Below are 15,180 nucleotides of genomic sequence, written 5' to 3' on the forward strand. Positions count from 1 at the left end.
GGACGTCTGATGTGCCTGCTCGTACGTCCGACGGTCGAGCGTGGCGCGTCACGGTTCGTGTGCGGCGACGCGGCACTGGAGGTTCGACTTTTCAAACGTTGTTCGAAATACAGAACGCACATCTGGGCTGACACATTGGATGGATTAACGGATGCGGACGTTGCTCGTGTCTAGCCTGTGAACAAAAGTTTCTTACCGGCCGTCGAGACATCCCATAGGTGCGCATGTACGGGAGACGGGTGGACGGCGGGGCAATAACAGAAACTGGGCGAACGTCTTGCAGGTAATTGCCGGATCGCAGCGGATGTGTCGGATGTATTGACGCACCCTCCTGTCCCGCTCTAACCTCTGCCCGATTTCACGAACAACGTTCGATATATCGATCAACAGGCCCGATGGGACAGCAAGTTGACTACGAAGGCCTCCGGCCGAAGCGCCGCGCACCTGAAACGCCTTCACGGGCGCTGAGAAGCAGAGCCACCCGGCCCCTGCCGCAACCTCTCCAACTGGGTGGATGTGCGTACTCGCGCGCCCTGACCCGCCGTCACCATGGCGCCATGGGCCAAGCGGTGAAACACCGTTGTCCGGATCCGCCCTTCCGGCTCGCGCGGCATTTCGGGCCCCGTCCTGGCCATCCCGAGACCAAGTTCCCTCCGCCGCCCGGCTTCCTCTTACCTGGCGGTGGCACCCGCACGCGACAGGAGATCCCATGTCTGCGCTACGCGCCCGGCTGACCGTGGTCATACTCGCGGTCATCCTCCTCCTCACCGGACAAGCCCTGACCACGCCCCAGCGGGCGGCCGCCGCCGACCCCGGCTACCTGATGGTGCACTTCACCGACGACTCCGCGACCGGCCAGATGCTGTACGTCGCGCACAGCACGGACGGCCTGCACTGGAACGACCTCAACGGCGGAGCGCCGGTCCTCAACTCGAAGATCGGCACGAAGGGCGTGCGCGACCCCGCGCTGGTGCGCTCCCAGGACGGCAAGAAGTACTGGATCATCGCAACGGATCTGTGCATCCGCTGCGGCTCGACCTATACCAACGGCAGCCCCAACTTCGTGGTGTGGGAGTCGACCGACCTGGTGACCTGGTCGAAGCCGTGGCTGCTCCCCGCCGCCTCACTGGTCCCCGGCGGAAAGAACGCGTGGGCGCCGGAGGCGATCTGGAACCCCGAGACCAATGACTACGTCCTGTACTGGGCGACGAACGCCACGCTGAACGGCATCAACAAGTACCGGATCTACGCCGCCCGCACCACGGACTTCCGCTCCATCACCACCCCGCAGATCTGGATCGACCCGCCCGGCAGCACCGCGGTCGTCGACACCCAGATGACCGAGGTGCCCGCAGGAACCGGCCCCTACCGCTACCTCAGGGTCTCCGGCGACGGCCAGAACAACGTCGAGGGCAGCAACTCGATCCTCGGGACCTGGACCAACCTCGGCAACCTCGCCAGCATCGGCCTCACCGGCAACGTCGTCGAAGGCCCGGTCTGGATGAAGTTCCAGAACCGCAACGAGTGGGCCCTCTACATCGACTACAACAACCCGCAGGGCGTCCGCGAATACCGGCCGATCCTGACGACCAACCCGTTCGACGTCAGCACCTACCAGCTCCAGCCGGCGGCCAACTACGACATGGGCGGCACCGCCAAGCGCCACGGCGCGATCACGGCCCTCACGGCCGCCGAGGAGAGCCGCGTGCTCGCCCGCTGGCCCAACACCCCCGCCCAGCGGCTCCAGTCGTACAACTTCCAGGACCGCTACGTGCGCCAGACCGGCTTCGACGTGCGCATCGACCCGAACGTCAGCCCCGTCGAGGACTCCCAGTTCCGGATCAGGCCCGGCCTGGCCGGCACCGGCACCGTCTCCTTCGAGTCGGTCAACTACCCCGGCTACTTCCTGCGCCACGCCAACTACGACTTCCAGCTCGTCCTCAACGACGGCAGCAGCCAGTTCGCCGCCGACGCCACCTTCCGCAAGGTCGCCGGCCTCGCCGACGCCGGCTGGTCCTCGTTCCAGTCGTACAACTACCCCGACCGCTACATCCGCCACTACGCCTACCAACTGCGCCTCGACCCGATCACCACCGCGACAGCCCGCAGCGACGCCACGTTCCGCGTGACCAGCTGACCCGACACGGACAGGGATGCCGGCGCCTCCACGGAGAGCGCCGGCATCCCCTTGCATCCGCCCGCCGGCAGTCGGACGACGGGGCTTCCTCGGGTGACGGGGCAGGGGTCGTCACCGTCTCGCTCACGGCCTCGACGCCAGCCGCCTTCTCCTACGGTCCGGCCCCGGAGCCCGGGCACCCTGGACCCGGCGACAGAACAGCACCGGGCCGCCCTCACACCACACGGGGGGTACGAGGTCGCGGTCACAGGTCGCTCTGGGTGCCCAGGCCGGTGAGGGCGCCGACCGGGTCGAGGTCGGGGGTGCCGCGGGGCCACCAGTCGTCGTGGCCCGGTTCGGACTCGTAGGCGTACCACAGGCCGTCGCGGCCCAGGCGGAGCTGGACATGGCCGCGGGGGTGGGTGAGGTGGTTGCGCCACGGGCGGAAGGCGGGGAGGTCGGCGGCGAGCAGCAGGGGCCGGGCGCGGTCGAAGCGGCCGGCGGGCGGGTCCCAGGGCTCCTCGAGGACGGCGAGGCCTTCGAGGCCGCCCTGACGCCAGGCGGCGACCGCGCGGGCCAGGTCGGCCGGGGTGCGGCCGGTGGCGCCGGCCAGGGAGACATAGAGGGCGCGGGTGCCCGCGGTGAGGCCGGAACCGGGGCGGGCCGCGGCGAGCCGGACCGCGTCCTGCCACAGCGTCAGTTCGCCGACCGGGTCATGGCCGGTGCCGAGCAGGGTGTGGGCGCGGGCGGCGGCGTCGGTGGCGAGCTGGTCCAGGGCGAAGGGGTCGGGGCCGCCCGGGGACGCGGGGTACGCCGGTGGCTGCTCGGGGTGCGGCGGGGCGGGCAACGGGGCCGGGAGCGGCGGGAGTCGGCGGGACGCGAGGACCTCGCTCGCCCTCACGCCGGGCACGGGTGCCGGCTCCCGTTCCTGGGCGGCGCGGGCCGCGCGGGCGGCGCTGAGGCGGGACAGGTCGTCGAGGAGTTCGCGCTCGCCCCGGCCGCGCAGCAGGAGGAGGACGAAGGGGTCGGCGTCGAGGAGGCGTGCGGTCTGGTAGCAGAGGGCGGCGGCGTGCTTGCAGGGGTGGCCCCGGTCCGGGCAGCTGCACTGCGGCTCGAGGTCCCCGGGGCCGGGGAGCAACGGCACTCCGCACTCCGCAAGCGACTGGGGCATCTCCCGGTCCAGCAGCGCGGCGATGTGTCCGGTGCGGTCGGCGGCGAGATCCAGGAAGCGGTCCCAGTCGGCGGCGTCGAGCGTCCGCAGGCGCACCTGTACCCGGTACGGACGGGGGCGGCTGCCCTGCACGTACGCGAGCACGAGTCCCGGCGTCACGGTGATCGCGTCGACGTGTCCCTGCTCGGCGTAACTCCGGCCCCGTGCAAGCCGTTTGGCGTCCAGCGCGCCTTCCTCCAGGGCGGTGACCCAGGCATTGCCCCACCAGGTGGCGGCGAAACGGGCGTCCAGCGCACCGCCGGAGGGGTGGGGCGGGAACGCGGGGAAGGTGCGGCGCAGGTCGTTGTCCCGGTTGGGGGCGGCCATCGAGCGGGGGTGGCGAGGCATGGACGGGGGCTCGGCGGCGGGGGCCGTCGAGTCGGTGCCGGTGGGTGTGGGGGCCAGGGTGGTGGTGTCGAGGAGGACCTCCTCGACACCGGGTGGCCGCCGACCGGAACTGTCCTGCCGTGCAGGGCCGTTGTCCTCGGTCCCCTCCACCGGACCGCCGCTCATGTCGTCGGGCATCCGGAAGGCGTCGGCCAGCAACTCCCGTACGTCACGGGCCCGTACGTCAGGCGCCCGTACGTCACGCGCCCGGCCGTCGGAAGCCGGGCGCAGCGTACGGGCCCGGTCCCGTGGCGGGGCCGCGGTGGCACGACGGGAGCGGCGCACGAGGGCTGCCTCCGCTTCCGCGGCCTCGATTTCCGCGCGCTTCTTGCGTGCCGCACGCAGGGCCTCGCGGGCGGCGTCCGCGGGGCGGGGATCGGGAGGCGGGGGGTTGTCGAGGGGGGCTGCCGCGGGGGGCGGGACCGCTTCCGGGCTCCGGTCCGCTTCCGGAGGCCGATCCGCTTCCCGGCTCCGGTCCGTTTCCTCACTCGTGGCAGCGGCGGAGGGGTCGTCGACGGCGTCGGACCGGTCTGTGCCGTGGTCCACGCCCGAGACGGCCTTGCGGAGGGCGGCGCGGGCCGCGTCACCGGGGCGGGGGTCTGGCGGGGCAGGGGCCTTGACAGTCTTCTCGGCCCCCGAGTCGTCTGAGCCCTGCTCACCGGGCCTATCGGCCTCCGTGAAAGCCCGGGCAGCCCCGCCCTCCTCCGCCGGCGCGCTCCTCGGGTCCGGAGCCGCCGAGTCGGCCGTCTCCCGATGTCCCGCGGCTTCCGGCGCCGGGGTGTCGGCACCGTCGGCCGCCCCCGTGGCCCGCTCCCGTGCCGCCCGCAGGGCCCGGCGGGCCTCGTCCGCGGGGCCCGGGGTCATGACGGCCTCCTGAGGGAGACCAGGTCGGTCAGTTCGCGGTCCGTGAGCTCGGTGAGGGCGGACTCGCCGGAGCCGAGGATCGCGTCGGCGAGGGCCCGCTTGGACTCGAGCATCTCCGCGATGCGGTCCTCCACGGTGCCCTCGGTGATGAGGCGGTGGACCTGGACGGGCTGGGTCTGGCCGATGCGGTAGGCGCGGTCGGTGGCCTGTTCCTCCACGGCCGGGTTCCACCAGCGGTCGAAGTGGACGACATGGCCCGCGCGGGTGAGGTTGAGGCCGGTGCCCGCCGCCTTCAGGGACAGCACCAGGACCGGGATCGCCCCGCTCTGGAAGCGGTCCACCATCCGCTCCCGCTCCGGCACCGGAGTACCCCCGTGCAGCAGGTCCACCGGGACCGCGCGGGCGGCGAGGTGAGCGGTGATGAGGCGGGCCATGCCGACGTACTGCGTGAAGACGAGCGCCGAGCCGTCCTCCGCCAGCAGGGTGTCCAACAGCTCGTCGAGCAGGGCCAGTTTGCCCGAGCGGGCGGCGAGGCGGTCGCCGGCTGCCGCAGGCACCTCCTCCTTCAGGTACAGCGCGGGATGGTCGCAGATCTGCTTCAGGGCCCCGAGCAGTTTGAGCACCAGGCCCCTGCGCGCGATGCCCTCCGCCGTCTCGATGGCCAGCATGGACTCGCGCACCACCGCCTCGTACAGCGAGGCCTGTTCGCGGGTGAGCGGGACGGGATGGTCGGTCTCCGTCTTGGGCGGCAGCTCGGGGACGATGCCGGGGTCGGACTTCTTGCGGCGCAGCAGGAACGGGCGGACCAGCCGGGCCAGCCTGGTCACCGCTTCCTCGTCCTCGCCGTTCTCCACCGCGCGGGCGTGCCGGGCGCGGAAGGACTTCAGCGGGCCGAGCAGTCCGGGAGTCGTCCAGTCGAGCAGGGCCCACAGCTCCGAGAGGTTGTTCTCGACCGGGGTGCCGGTGAGGGCCACGCGCGCGGGCGACGGAATGGTGCGCAGGGCTTTCGCGGTCGCCGAGTAGGGGTTCTTCACATGCTGGGCCTCGTCCGCGACGACCATGCCCCAGTGCTGCTCCGCCAGCCGGGCCGCCGCCGCCCGCATGGTGCCGTAGGTGGTGAGGACGAAGCCGCCGTCGAGGTCGTCCAGGCTGCGCTCGGTGCCGTGGAAGCGGCGGACGGGGACGCCGGGTGCGAACCGGGTGATCTCCCGCTGCCAGTTGCCCAGCAGGGAGGCGGGGCAGACGACCAGGGTCGGCTCACGGCGGGCTCGGCGCAGGTGCAGGGCGATGACGGTGATCGTCTTGCCGAGTCCCATGTCGTCGGCCAGGCAGCCGCCGAGGCCCAGGGAGGTCATGAGGTCCAGCCAGGCGAGGCCGCGGAGCTGGTAGTCGCGGAGGGTGGCGTGCAGACCCGGGGGCGGTTCCGCCGGCCGCACACCGGTCGTCAGGCGGTCGCGGAGGGCGGCGAGCGCGCCCTCCGGCACCGCGTCCACGGTCTCCCCTTCGACCTCCGCGCTGCCGGTGAGGGTCACGGAGAGCGCGTCGACCGGGTCGAGCAGGCCCAGTTCACGTTTGCGGGCCTTGCGGACGAGGGCGGGGTCGACCAGCACCCACTGGTCCCTGAGGCGTACGACGGGACGGTGGGCCTCGGCCAGCGCGTCCATCTCGGCCTCGCTGAGCGGGTCGCCGCCGAGCGCCAACTGCCAGCGGAACTGGAGGAGTTCCTCGCTCTCGAAGAATCCGGTGCCGTCGGTCGCGGAGCCCGGCGCGGAGCGTACGACCGCCGCGGCGGTGAGGTCCTGCGCCAGGTCCCGCGGCCAGTGCACCGCCACGCCGGCCGCGGCGAGCCGGGTCGCGGCCACGCCCAGCAGGTCGCCCAACTCCTCGTCGGACAGGGCCAGTACGTCGGGCACGTCCTGCTCGGAGAGCCGGTCCAGCGGTGGCCAGACCCGGGCGGCGCGCCGCACCGCGAGGGCCGCGTCCACGCGTGCGCGTGGTCCGACCTCGCCCGCCCACAGGGCTGCCGCGTCGGCCACCAGGGTCGGGTCGGCGAGGCTGTGCACCTGGACGATCGCGGCGCCCGCGCTGCGCGCACCGGCGTCGTCGGCGTTGAAGAGGCGGGACGCGGACAGGTCGAGGCGGAGCGAGATCCGTACGCCCGCGTCCATGCCGGCGGCGACCTCGGCGGCCCATTCGTGGGCGTGCGGCAGCCGCTGGGGTGCGCGGTCGGCGAACGGCCTGCCGGCGGCGAAGGGGGCGGCCGGGGTGCGGGGCAGGGTGTCCGCGACCGCGTCCAGGAAGGAGCGCATCAGTGCTTCCGGTTCGGGCAGCCGCAGCGGGCCGGTTCCCGGCAGCGGCACCGCGTGGCCCTCATAGGGCAGGGCGGCGGCGACCGCGCGCAGGTGGGCGATGTCGTCGGGGTCCAGGGGGCCGGCCCGCCAGGCGTCGTGGCCGGTGGCGGTCAGGCCGGGCAGGAGCCGGCCGCGGGCCGTGAGCCGCAGCGCGTGCAGGGCGGCCGCGCCCCAGCAGGCGGTGGCGGGGTGGGCGGCGGGGTGCCGGCGGGCCCGGACGAGCAGCGGCAGGGCCTCCCCGACAGGAAGGGAGAGGGCGGGTGCGGTCCGGCGGCGGACTCCGGCGCCGTGCGGTCGTACGACGGTGATCTCGGTGCGCTCGGGGGACGTGGCGTCGGCGTCTGGGCCCTCGGCCGGGAGGGGTGCGCCCTCGGGGTCCCAGAACGCGATACGGCCCTCGCGAGGCAGGGGCGCGGGGAGGAAGATCGCGGCGAGTCGCACAGAGGCGGCCGGTCCGGCCCGCTCGGCCACCAGAGCCCTGTCGCTCATACGTCCTGTCACCTCCTGCCCACATGTCGGATCAGTCGTCCTCGACTCTACGGGCGGGGTCTGACAATCGGCTCCGGCGACCTGGTCAGGGAACCGTGCGGGAGACGACGTACACCTTCGGGGCGTTCGGGACGGTCAGGTTGACCATGACGTCCTGGGTGGGTGCCGGGTCCTTCTGCGCGTGGGTCAGGCCCCACCAGGAGCGGGGCCCGTCGAACTTCCAGCCGGTGATCTTCTGGTCGCGCTCGCTGATGGAGATGTCGTTCTTCTTCAGGTCGGCGCGGCTGACGCCCATCGCGGTCAGGAAGGCGGCCAGGCCCGCGTCGCTCGTCCGGAACTGGACGTAGAGGCGACTGGTCTTCCAGTTGTTGGTCTCGTAGGAGGCGACCAGGTCCGCGGGGTGCGGGACCGGCACCTGGTACAGGCGGCGCTGGACCTTGGACGGCCAGTCGGGGGTGAGGCCCGTCGCCGAGTACTTCGCCTCCTTGTCCTTGCCGCTGTCACGGCTCTGGTTGGCGGAGATCACCAGATAGCCGGCCGGGACGCCGATCAGCAGGCCGATGATGAGCAGTGTGATCGCCCGGCGCCGGTTGCGGTGCCGGCGGTCCTCGGGGGGCCGCTGCGGTTCGTCGCGGGGCGCGGTGGACTGGCGCGGCAGGGACGCGTTCACGCCGTGTCCCGGGACGTGCGGCGGGCCTCCACGTACTTCTCGTAGCGCTCGTGCCGCTCCACCCGGCGCCGGTTGGCGCGCCGGAAGCGGCGGGCGACCAGGCGGGCCAGGTCGGCGGCGCCGACCATGCCGGCCTCCGGGCCCAGCTGGGCCCGGGCGATACGGGCCTCGGGGCGGTAGCCGCGGCCGGTGAGCTGGCGCTTGAACGCGTCCCGCGCGGGGCCGATCAGCAGGTCGTCGGCCGCGCTGACGCCACCGCCGATGACGAAGCAGGACGGGTCGAGGGCGGCGGCCAGGTTGGCGATGCCGACGCCGAGCCACTGGCCGATGTCCTGGAGCAGCTCGATGCACATGGCGTCGCCGTCGCGGGCCAGCTCGGTGATCATCGGGCCGGTGATGTCACCGATGTTGCCCTTGACGTGCTCGATGATCCCGTACGCCACCGGGGAGTCGGCGGCGGCCAGCTCTCTGGCCTCCCTGACCAGCGCGTTCCCGGAGCTGTACTGCTCCCAGCAGCCGCGGTTGCCGCACGGGCAGCGGTGGCCGCCGGGCACGACCTGCATATGGCCGAACTCGCCGGCGACACCGTACTTGCCCCGCTTGACCTGGCCGTCCTCGAGGATCGCGCCGCCGATGCCGGTACCGAGCGTGATCATGACGAGGTGGTCCTCGCCGCGGCCAGCGCCGAAGCGCCACTCGGCCCAGGCGGCGGTGTTGGCGTCGTTGTCCACCAGCACGGGGACGGCGAGGCGGCCGGCGATGCGGTCCCGGAGGGGCTCGTTGCGCCAGGACAGGTGGGGGGCGAACAGCACCCGGTTGCGGTCGGCGTCGACCCAGCCGGCCGCGCCGATGCCGACGGCGTGCACGTCGTGGCGGTCGGAGAGGTCCAGGACCAGCTCGACGATGGTGTCCTCGACGACCTTGGGGCTCTTGGACTTGTCCGGCGTCTCGGTGCGGACCTTCTCCAGGATGTTGCCGTCGGCGTCGACGACACCCGCCATGACCTTGGTGCCGCCGATGTCGATGCCGACCGTGGGCACACGGGGTGCCGTCAGGTGTGAGCGGCGTTCCCGCGTGCCGACGGTGCGCAGGGCGGGGGCGCGGCGGGAGCCTATGGGGGCGCTGAAGTTGCCGTAGGTGCTCATCAAGGCCCGATTCTGCCGCACGGTCCCTGCGGGTGCCGAACACGGGGGAGCAAAGGGGGGTGCGCGCGTCATGCCGGGTGCGCGCAGTGCGTGGCTGATCGCGCAGTTCCCCGCGCCCCTTTAAGGCCGGACCAGGAGCTGGAATTCGAAGGAATAGCGCGTCGGGCGGTATGTGTGCGTGCCGTATTCCACCGCTCTGCCCGTGTCGTCGAAAGTGACGCGTTGCATTGTCAGCAGAGGGGCACCCGTCTCCTCCGCCAGGCGGTCCGCCTCCTCCGGCGTGGCCGCTCTCGCGCCGATCGTCTGGCGGGCGCTGTGGAGGGTGATGCCGGCCCCTCGCATCATGCGGTAGAGGCCGGTGGTCTCCAGTTGTGCGGTGTCCAGGTCGAGGAGGGCCGGCGGAATGAAGTTGCACAGGTGGGCCATCGGTTCGCCGTGGGCGAGGCGCAGGCGTTCCACCCGGTGCACGTCGCTGCCCTCGGGGACGCCGAGCGCGGCGGCGATCTCGGCGGTGGCGGGAACGACGGCGTTGACCAGGACCTTCGTGGCGGGGCGCTGGCCGGCCGCCTCCAGGTCGTCGTAGAGGCTGCTGAGCTCCAGGGGGCGCTTCACCTGGCTGTGCACGACCTGGGTGCCGACTCCGCGGCGCCGCACGAGCAGGCCCTTGTCGACGAGGGACTGGATGGCCTGGCGGACCGTGGGACGGGAGAGGCCGAGCCGGGCGGCGAGCTCGATCTCGTTGCCGAGGAGGCTGCCGGGAGTGAGCGTTCCGTGCTCGATGGCGGCCTCCAGCTGCTGGGACAGCTGGAAGTACAGCGGCACCGGGCTGCTGCGGTCCACACTGAGCTCGAGCGTCACGGTCGGGTCCACTTCTGGTTTCGGCACGGGCCCGAGCGTAGCTGCGTGCGTTGTTGACGGGAAGTCGTGTAGTTCGGTTGTCCGGACATACGGATTGACAACGGCGGTCATCGACCACATTTTGTTCACATGCGCATCGGGGTCATTGGGACGGGCCGCATCGGCACCATTCATGCGAACACGCTCAGCCGCCATCGGGAGGTCGGTTCCTTAATCCTCACGGACGCGGACGGCGCACGGGCCCAGGAGCTCGCGCACCGCCTGGGGGAGACCGCGGCCCCCGGCATCGACGAGATCTTCAAATGGGGCGTGGACGCCGTGGTGATCACTACGGCGACCTCGGCCCACGCCGAGCTGATCGGCCGGGCGGCGCGCTCGGGACTGCCGGTGTTCTGCGAGAAGCCCATCGCGCTCGACCTGCCCGGCACGTTGCACGCCATCGCCGAGGTCGAGACCGCCGGGACGGTCCTCCAGATGGGCTTCCAGCGCCGCTTCGACACGGGGTACACGGGCGCGCGGGAGGCCGTGCGCTCGGGGCGGCTCGGCCGGCTGCACACCGTGCGGGCGCTGACCTCCGACCAGGCGCCGCCGCCCGCGGAGTGGCTGCCGCTGTCCGGCGGGCTGTACCGGGACACCCTGATCCACGACTTCGACATGCTGCGCTGGGTGACCGGGCACGAGGTGGTCGACGTGTACGCGGCCGGCTCCGACGCGGGTCCGCCGATGTTCCGGGCCGCGGGGGACGTGGACACCGCGGCCGCCCTGCTCACCCTCGACGACGGGACCCTCGCTACGGCCACGGCCACCCGGCTGAACGGGGCCGGGTACGACGTGCGCATGGAGCTCGCCGGGGAGCTGGACCAGGTCGTGGTGGGCCTGGACGACCGGACGCCCATCGCGTCCACGGAGCCGAGCGGACCGCCCGCCGCGGACAAGCCGTGGACGGGGTTCCTGGAGCGGTTCGGACCGGCCTACGAGGCCGAGCTGGCCGCGTTCATCGAGGTGGTCCGGGGTGAGCGGGCCAACCCCTGCGACGGCCGTGAGGCCCTCCAGGCGCTCCGGATCGCCGAGGCGTGCGAGGTGTCCCGGCGGGAGCACCGGGCCGTACGGCTGGCGGAGATCCCGGGCGGCACGAGCGCGGGCGCGCTCTGAGAGCGGTCACGCCGCCCCGGGTGACCCACTGCCTCGACCTCACGCCCTCGCCGCGACCTGCCGCCTTGGCCTACCACCGCACCGGCAGGCTCCGCACCCCCCGGATCAGCATTCCCGGCAGCCACTCCCCCGGCGGCCCGTCCGAGGCGAGTGCCGGTGCCCGGTCCAGCAGGGTCCGCAGCGCCGTGCGGGCTTCCAGGCGGGCCAGTGGGGCGCCCAGGCAGTAGTGGAGACCGTGGCCGAAGGCGAGGTGGCCGCGGGAGTCGCGGTGGATGTCGAAGGCGTGCGGGGCCGGGTAGCGCGCGTCGTCGCGGTCGGCCGCGCCGAGGCAGATCATCACCGGCTCGCCCCGGTCCACGGCCCGTCCCGCTATCTCCAGGGGCTCGGCGGCGTACCGGAACGTCGCGTTCTCCACCGGGCCCTCGTAGCGCAGGGCTTCCTCGACGGCGGCGTCGACCAGGCTCATGTCGGCGCGCAGGGCGGCGAGTTGGTCCGGGTGGGCGAGCAGGGCGTGCACGGCGTTGGTGATGAGGTTGACGGTCGTCTCGTGACCCGCGATCAGCAACAGGAAGGCCATGCCGCGCAGTTCAGACGGGGAGAGCCGGTCGCCGTCCTCGGCGGTGGTGCGGACGAGGTCGCCCAGCAGGTCGTCGCTCAGGCCCGCGCACCGCTTGTCCTCGATGAGTTCGGTCAGGAAGGCGGCGAGGCGCACGACGGAGTCGTACGAACTCTCGGGGCTGGTCGGTGCCACGACCTCCGTGGAGAGCTTGCGGAACTCCGTGCGGTCCATCTCGGGCACGCCGAGCAGTTCGCAGATCACGGTGATCGGCAGTGGGTAGGCGAAGGAGGTCACCAGGTCGGCGCGGCCGTACGGCAGCATCGCGTCGAGGAGTTCGTCGGTGATCTCCTGGATCCTGGGGCGCAGTGTCTCCACGCGGCGCGGGGTGAAGGCACGGGAGACCAGGGCGCGCAGCCGGGTGTGCTCCGGCGGGTCGCTGCCCAGCAGATGGCGGCCGATCAGCCCGTCCTCCTGGAAGAGCACACCGATGCGGCGGCCGTCCTTGGCCAGCCGGGGATCGGCGAGTGCGGCGCGCGCCTCCTCGTGGCCGACGACCAGCCACGTGGAGTAGTCGGGGTCCGAGCCCGGTGGTCGCACCCGGTGGACGGGTCCCTGGGCGCGTAACTCGGCGTAGACGGGGTGCGGATCGGCGCGGAACGCGTCGCCGTACTTCCCGAGGTCGATCACTGGATCGGTCATGAGGCTCCCCCTTCCCACCGTCAACGCACGGCGGCCTCGCCTAGTGCCCGTCCGGCTCGGGTTCCGCGGACTGCTCCAGCAACCCCGCGTCGTACGCCAACAGCGCGATCTGCACCCGGTTGTTGAGGTCGAGCTTGGCCAGGACGCGGGACACGTGGGTCTTGACGGTGGCGACACTCATGAAGAGGGCGGCGGCGATCTCGGCGTTGGACAGTCCCTGGCCGACCGCGACGGCCACTTCCCTCTCCCGCTCGTTGAGGGCGCCGATGCGCTCACGCGCGCGTGCCTTGCGCCGGTCGGCCGCGGTGCCGGCCGCGTGCTCCATCAACTGGCGGGTGACGGTGGGCGACAGGACCGGGTCGCCGGCCGCGACGCGGCGGACGGCGGCGAGGATCTCGGCGGGCGGGGTGTCCTTGAGGACGAATCCGGCGGCGCCCGCGCGCAGGGCACGCAGGACCTGCTCGTCCGCGTGGAATGTGGTCAGGACGACGACCTCGGGGGCGTCGGGCCGGGTGCGCAGCCGCTCGGTGGCGGTGAGGCCGTCCACCGTCGGCATCCGGATGTCCATGAGGACGACGTCCGGGCGGGTCCGGTCGACGGCGGCCTCGACCTCGGCGCCGTCCGCGGCCTCGCCGACGATCTCGATGTCCTCGGCCCCGCCCAACATCAGGGACAGGCCGGCCCGCACGAGGGGGTCGTCGTCGACGAGGAGCAGTCTGATCACAGTCATGGGCCTTACGTAATCACGCTCGGGCCGGGGGCAATCACCTTCGCGGGCGGGCGAGTTGCGGGGGCGGGCAGGGCTCGGCGAGCGGCCGGGCGGCCCGTGGGGGCGGTTCGTCGGGGCGGGGGTGTCACGGCCACGGCAGCCATGCTCGTACCCGGAACGCCCCGTCCGCCTCCACTCCGTGCTCCAGCCGTCCCCCGGCCAGCGTCGCGCGCTCGGTGAGGCCGATCAGGCCCTGCCCCGAGCCGGGGACGTGCGGCACGTCCCCCTCCGGCGCGGGGTTGCACACGCTGACCACGAGTCCGCCGCCCGGGCCGCCGGAGACGGTGACCGTGACCTCGGTGCCGGGGGCGTGCTTGCGGGCGTTGGTGAGGCCCTCCTGGGCGATGCGGTAGGCGGTGCGGCCGACGGAGGCGGGCACCGACGCGGGGTCGGTGACCCGGCTGTCGAGGACGACCTTCATGCCGGCCTCGCGGGACTCGGCGACCAGGGTGTCCAGGGCGACGAGGGTCGGCTGCGGGCGCCCGCCCTCGTCCTGCTCCCCGGCCCGCAGTACGCCGATGATCTCCCGCAGGTCCTGGAGTGCCTCGTGCGCGCTCTCCCGGATGACACCGGCGGCGCGAGCGACCTCCTCCCGGGGCGCGTCCGGCCGGAACTCCAGGGCGCCCGCGTGCACGCTGAGCAGCGTCAGCCGGTGCGCGAGGACGTCGTGCATCTCGCGCGCGATGGCCTCACGGGCCAGCCGCTGCGCCTGTTCGGCCCGCAGCCGCGCCTCGGTCTCGGCGCGCCGGGCGCGGTCCCGCAGGCTGAGCATGAGCTGCCGCTTGGACCGCACGAGCAGGCCCCAGCCGATGATCGAAGCGATCACCAGGACCGACAGGACGACCGAGACGACGTACGGCAGGTCGGCGTCGGGGCGCATCCGGAAGGTGAGCGGCACCAGGGCGATGTTGATGCCGCCCACCCAGGCCACGTACTTGAAGGGGCGGTGCACGGCGAGGGTGAACAGGGCGATCGCGCAGGCGCCGCCCGCGGAGTCCGAGAGCAGTCCGAACGGGATGGTCGCCACGGCGAGGCCCAGCGGCCAGCGGCGGCGCAGCCACACGGCGGCGCAGGCGAGGGCCCCGAGCAGTTGGTCGAGGGTGGCCGCGGAGTGCGAGAGATGCGGGTTGTCGCCCGCCGCTTCCGCTCCGATGATGCCGACGAGCACGGCCAGGAGGAAGCAGGAGAAGTCGACGATCCAGTCGCGCGCGGTACGCCGGGGCCGCCGCCCGGGCCGTACGGCGGAGGGGTCGAACTCGTGGATCACGGCCGACGGCATCAGCCAGCGCCGGCCGGCGAAGGCCTCGGGGTCGGACACTGTCTCGTCACGGCTCACGGTCGACAAATCTACGCAGCGAGGGCGCGCCGCACCCGTCCATGGACGGCATCGGCGACCAAAGTCGCGGCAGCGCAGACTTTCGGCGTACGGGGCTCGGCGGGCGTCATGCTTTCGCGCGACCGCGTGCACCCCGCGGCCGATGCCCTCGCGGGGCCCGCCGGTGGAGGGTCTCCTCATGAAGCAACTGCTGGAAGTGGTCGGTTTCGTCGCCCTGGTGCAGGGCGGGATGGGCCTGGCGCACGAGTTCACCGGCTGGCATGTCGGACTCGTGCAGCGGATCGGTTTCCTCGACGGCTACGAGGTCTACGCGAGCATCGCCCTGATCGTGCTGGCGTTCGCCTTGTTCGCGGCTGCGGAGGCCGTCGGAAGCCGGGGGTGACGTCGGTGTCCTCACCCTGCGGCCGGCGCGGGAGGGTGCGGACGCGGCCATGGCGTCGTACGGCGCGTCGAGGCGGGCAGGGTCCGGCTCCGAGTTCCGGGGGGCGAGCCCGGGTCCGGGGCCACCCCCGTCTCGGCCGCTCCTTCGCAGGCCGTGGGCTCGCCGGTCAGTTGCCGGACGAGCCCTGTCACGG

The 15,180-nt window shown here is 72.7% G+C and carries 11 protein-coding genes; 3 read left to right on the plus strand and 8 right to left on the minus strand.

Annotated features, from left to right (window positions below; genetic code table 11):
- Positions 1-709 precede the first annotated feature (709 nt).
- Positions 710-2,137, plus strand: coding sequence for a glycoside hydrolase family 43 protein (locus H295_RS0100705; protein WP_020133418.1), 1,428 nt, complete (start codon positions 710-712; stop codon positions 2,135-2,137).
- Between the two features lie 244 nt (positions 2,138-2,381).
- Here the strand turns inward: H295_RS0100705 and H295_RS0100710 are convergent, their stop codons facing one another.
- The 5 genes from H295_RS0100710 to H295_RS0100730 all read right to left on the minus strand — a co-directional run bounded on the left by H295_RS0100710 (position 2,382) and on the right by H295_RS0100730 (position 10,090).
- A complete protein-coding gene (locus tag H295_RS0100710) occupies positions 2,382-4,577 on the minus strand; it encodes an SWIM zinc finger family protein (RefSeq protein ID WP_020133419.1) in 2,196 nt (731 codons plus the stop codon).
- Positions 4,574-7,417 (minus strand): DEAD/DEAH box helicase, encoded by a 2,844-nt coding sequence (locus H295_RS0100715; RefSeq protein ID WP_020133420.1) that lies wholly within the window; start codon positions 7,415-7,417, stop codon positions 4,574-4,576. The genes H295_RS0100710 and H295_RS0100715 overlap by 4 nt, the downstream gene beginning before the upstream one ends.
- An 85-nt stretch (positions 7,418-7,502) precedes the next feature.
- Positions 7,503-8,087: a hypothetical protein gene (locus tag H295_RS0100720; protein WP_020133421.1), complete on the minus strand. Its 585-nt coding sequence runs from the start codon at positions 8,085-8,087 to the stop codon at positions 7,503-7,505.
- Complete coding sequence (locus H295_RS0100725) at positions 8,084-9,232, minus strand: ROK family glucokinase (RefSeq protein WP_020133422.1); 1,149 nt, start codon at positions 9,230-9,232, stop codon at positions 8,084-8,086. Before H295_RS0100725 ends, H295_RS0100720 begins: the two co-directional genes overlap by 4 nt.
- A 120-nt stretch (positions 9,233-9,352) precedes the next feature.
- On the minus strand, positions 9,353-10,090 hold the full coding sequence (locus tag H295_RS0100730; protein WP_199788550.1) for a GntR family transcriptional regulator: 738 nt from the start codon (positions 10,088-10,090) through the stop codon (positions 9,353-9,355).
- A gap of 129 nt (positions 10,091-10,219) precedes the next feature.
- Here H295_RS0100730 and H295_RS0100735 point away from each other — a divergent pair, with 129 nt between their 5' ends.
- The gene (locus H295_RS0100735) at positions 10,220-11,242 is read left to right on the plus strand and encodes a Gfo/Idh/MocA family oxidoreductase (protein ID WP_020133424.1); all 1,023 of its coding nucleotides are present in this window, start codon (positions 10,220-10,222) and stop codon (positions 11,240-11,242) included.
- A gap of 70 nt (positions 11,243-11,312) precedes the next feature.
- Here the strand turns inward: H295_RS0100735 and H295_RS0100740 are convergent, their stop codons facing one another.
- The 3 genes from H295_RS0100740 to H295_RS0100750 all read right to left on the minus strand — a co-directional run bounded on the left by H295_RS0100740 (position 11,313) and on the right by H295_RS0100750 (position 14,614).
- The gene (locus tag H295_RS0100740) at positions 11,313-12,500 is read right to left on the minus strand and encodes a cytochrome P450 family protein (RefSeq protein WP_028808910.1); all 1,188 of its coding nucleotides are present in this window, start codon (positions 12,498-12,500) and stop codon (positions 11,313-11,315) included.
- 40 nt (positions 12,501-12,540) lie between these two features.
- Positions 12,541-13,230: a response regulator transcription factor gene (locus H295_RS0100745; protein ID WP_028808911.1), complete on the minus strand. Its 690-nt coding sequence runs from the start codon at positions 13,228-13,230 to the stop codon at positions 12,541-12,543.
- Positions 13,231-13,354: 124 nt separating this feature from the next.
- Positions 13,355-14,614: a sensor histidine kinase gene (locus H295_RS0100750; RefSeq protein ID WP_043216843.1), complete on the minus strand. Its 1,260-nt coding sequence runs from the start codon at positions 14,612-14,614 to the stop codon at positions 13,355-13,357.
- Between the two features lie 169 nt (positions 14,615-14,783).
- On the opposite strand from H295_RS0100750, the gene H295_RS0100755 reads away from it, so the two are divergent.
- A complete protein-coding gene (locus H295_RS0100755) occupies positions 14,784-14,987 on the plus strand; it encodes a hypothetical protein (protein ID WP_020133428.1) in 204 nt (67 codons plus the stop codon).
- The last annotated feature ends 193 nt before the right edge of the window (positions 14,988-15,180 follow it).

Source organism: Streptomyces sp. 351MFTsu5.1, assembly GCF_000383655.1.
In the GTDB taxonomy this organism is placed as follows: Bacteria; Actinomycetota; Actinomycetes; order Streptomycetales; family Streptomycetaceae; genus Streptomyces; species Streptomyces griseorubiginosus.

Coding starts and splice junctions, on each gene's coding strand:
- H295_RS0100705 (WP_020133418.1), top strand. CDS start 710: ATGTCTGCGCTACGCGCCCGGCTGACCGTGGTCATACTCGCGGTCATC.
- H295_RS0100710 (WP_020133419.1), bottom strand. CDS start 4,577: ATGACCCCGGGCCCCGCGGACGAGGCCCGCCGGGCCCTGCGGGCGGCA.
- H295_RS0100715 (WP_020133420.1), bottom strand. CDS start 7,417: ATGAGCGACAGGGCTCTGGTGGCCGAGCGGGCCGGACCGGCCGCCTCT.
- H295_RS0100725 (WP_020133422.1), bottom strand. CDS start 9,232: ATGAGCACCTACGGCAACTTCAGCGCCCCCATAGGCTCCCGCCGCGCC.
- H295_RS0100735 (WP_020133424.1), top strand. CDS start 10,220: ATGCGCATCGGGGTCATTGGGACGGGCCGCATCGGCACCATTCATGCG.
- H295_RS0100740 (WP_028808910.1), bottom strand. CDS start 12,500: ATGACCGATCCAGTGATCGACCTCGGGAAGTACGGCGACGCGTTCCGC.
- H295_RS0100745 (WP_028808911.1), bottom strand. CDS start 13,230: ATGACTGTGATCAGACTGCTCCTCGTCGACGACGACCCCCTCGTGCGG.
- H295_RS0100755 (WP_020133428.1), top strand. CDS start 14,784: ATGAAGCAACTGCTGGAAGTGGTCGGTTTCGTCGCCCTGGTGCAGGGC.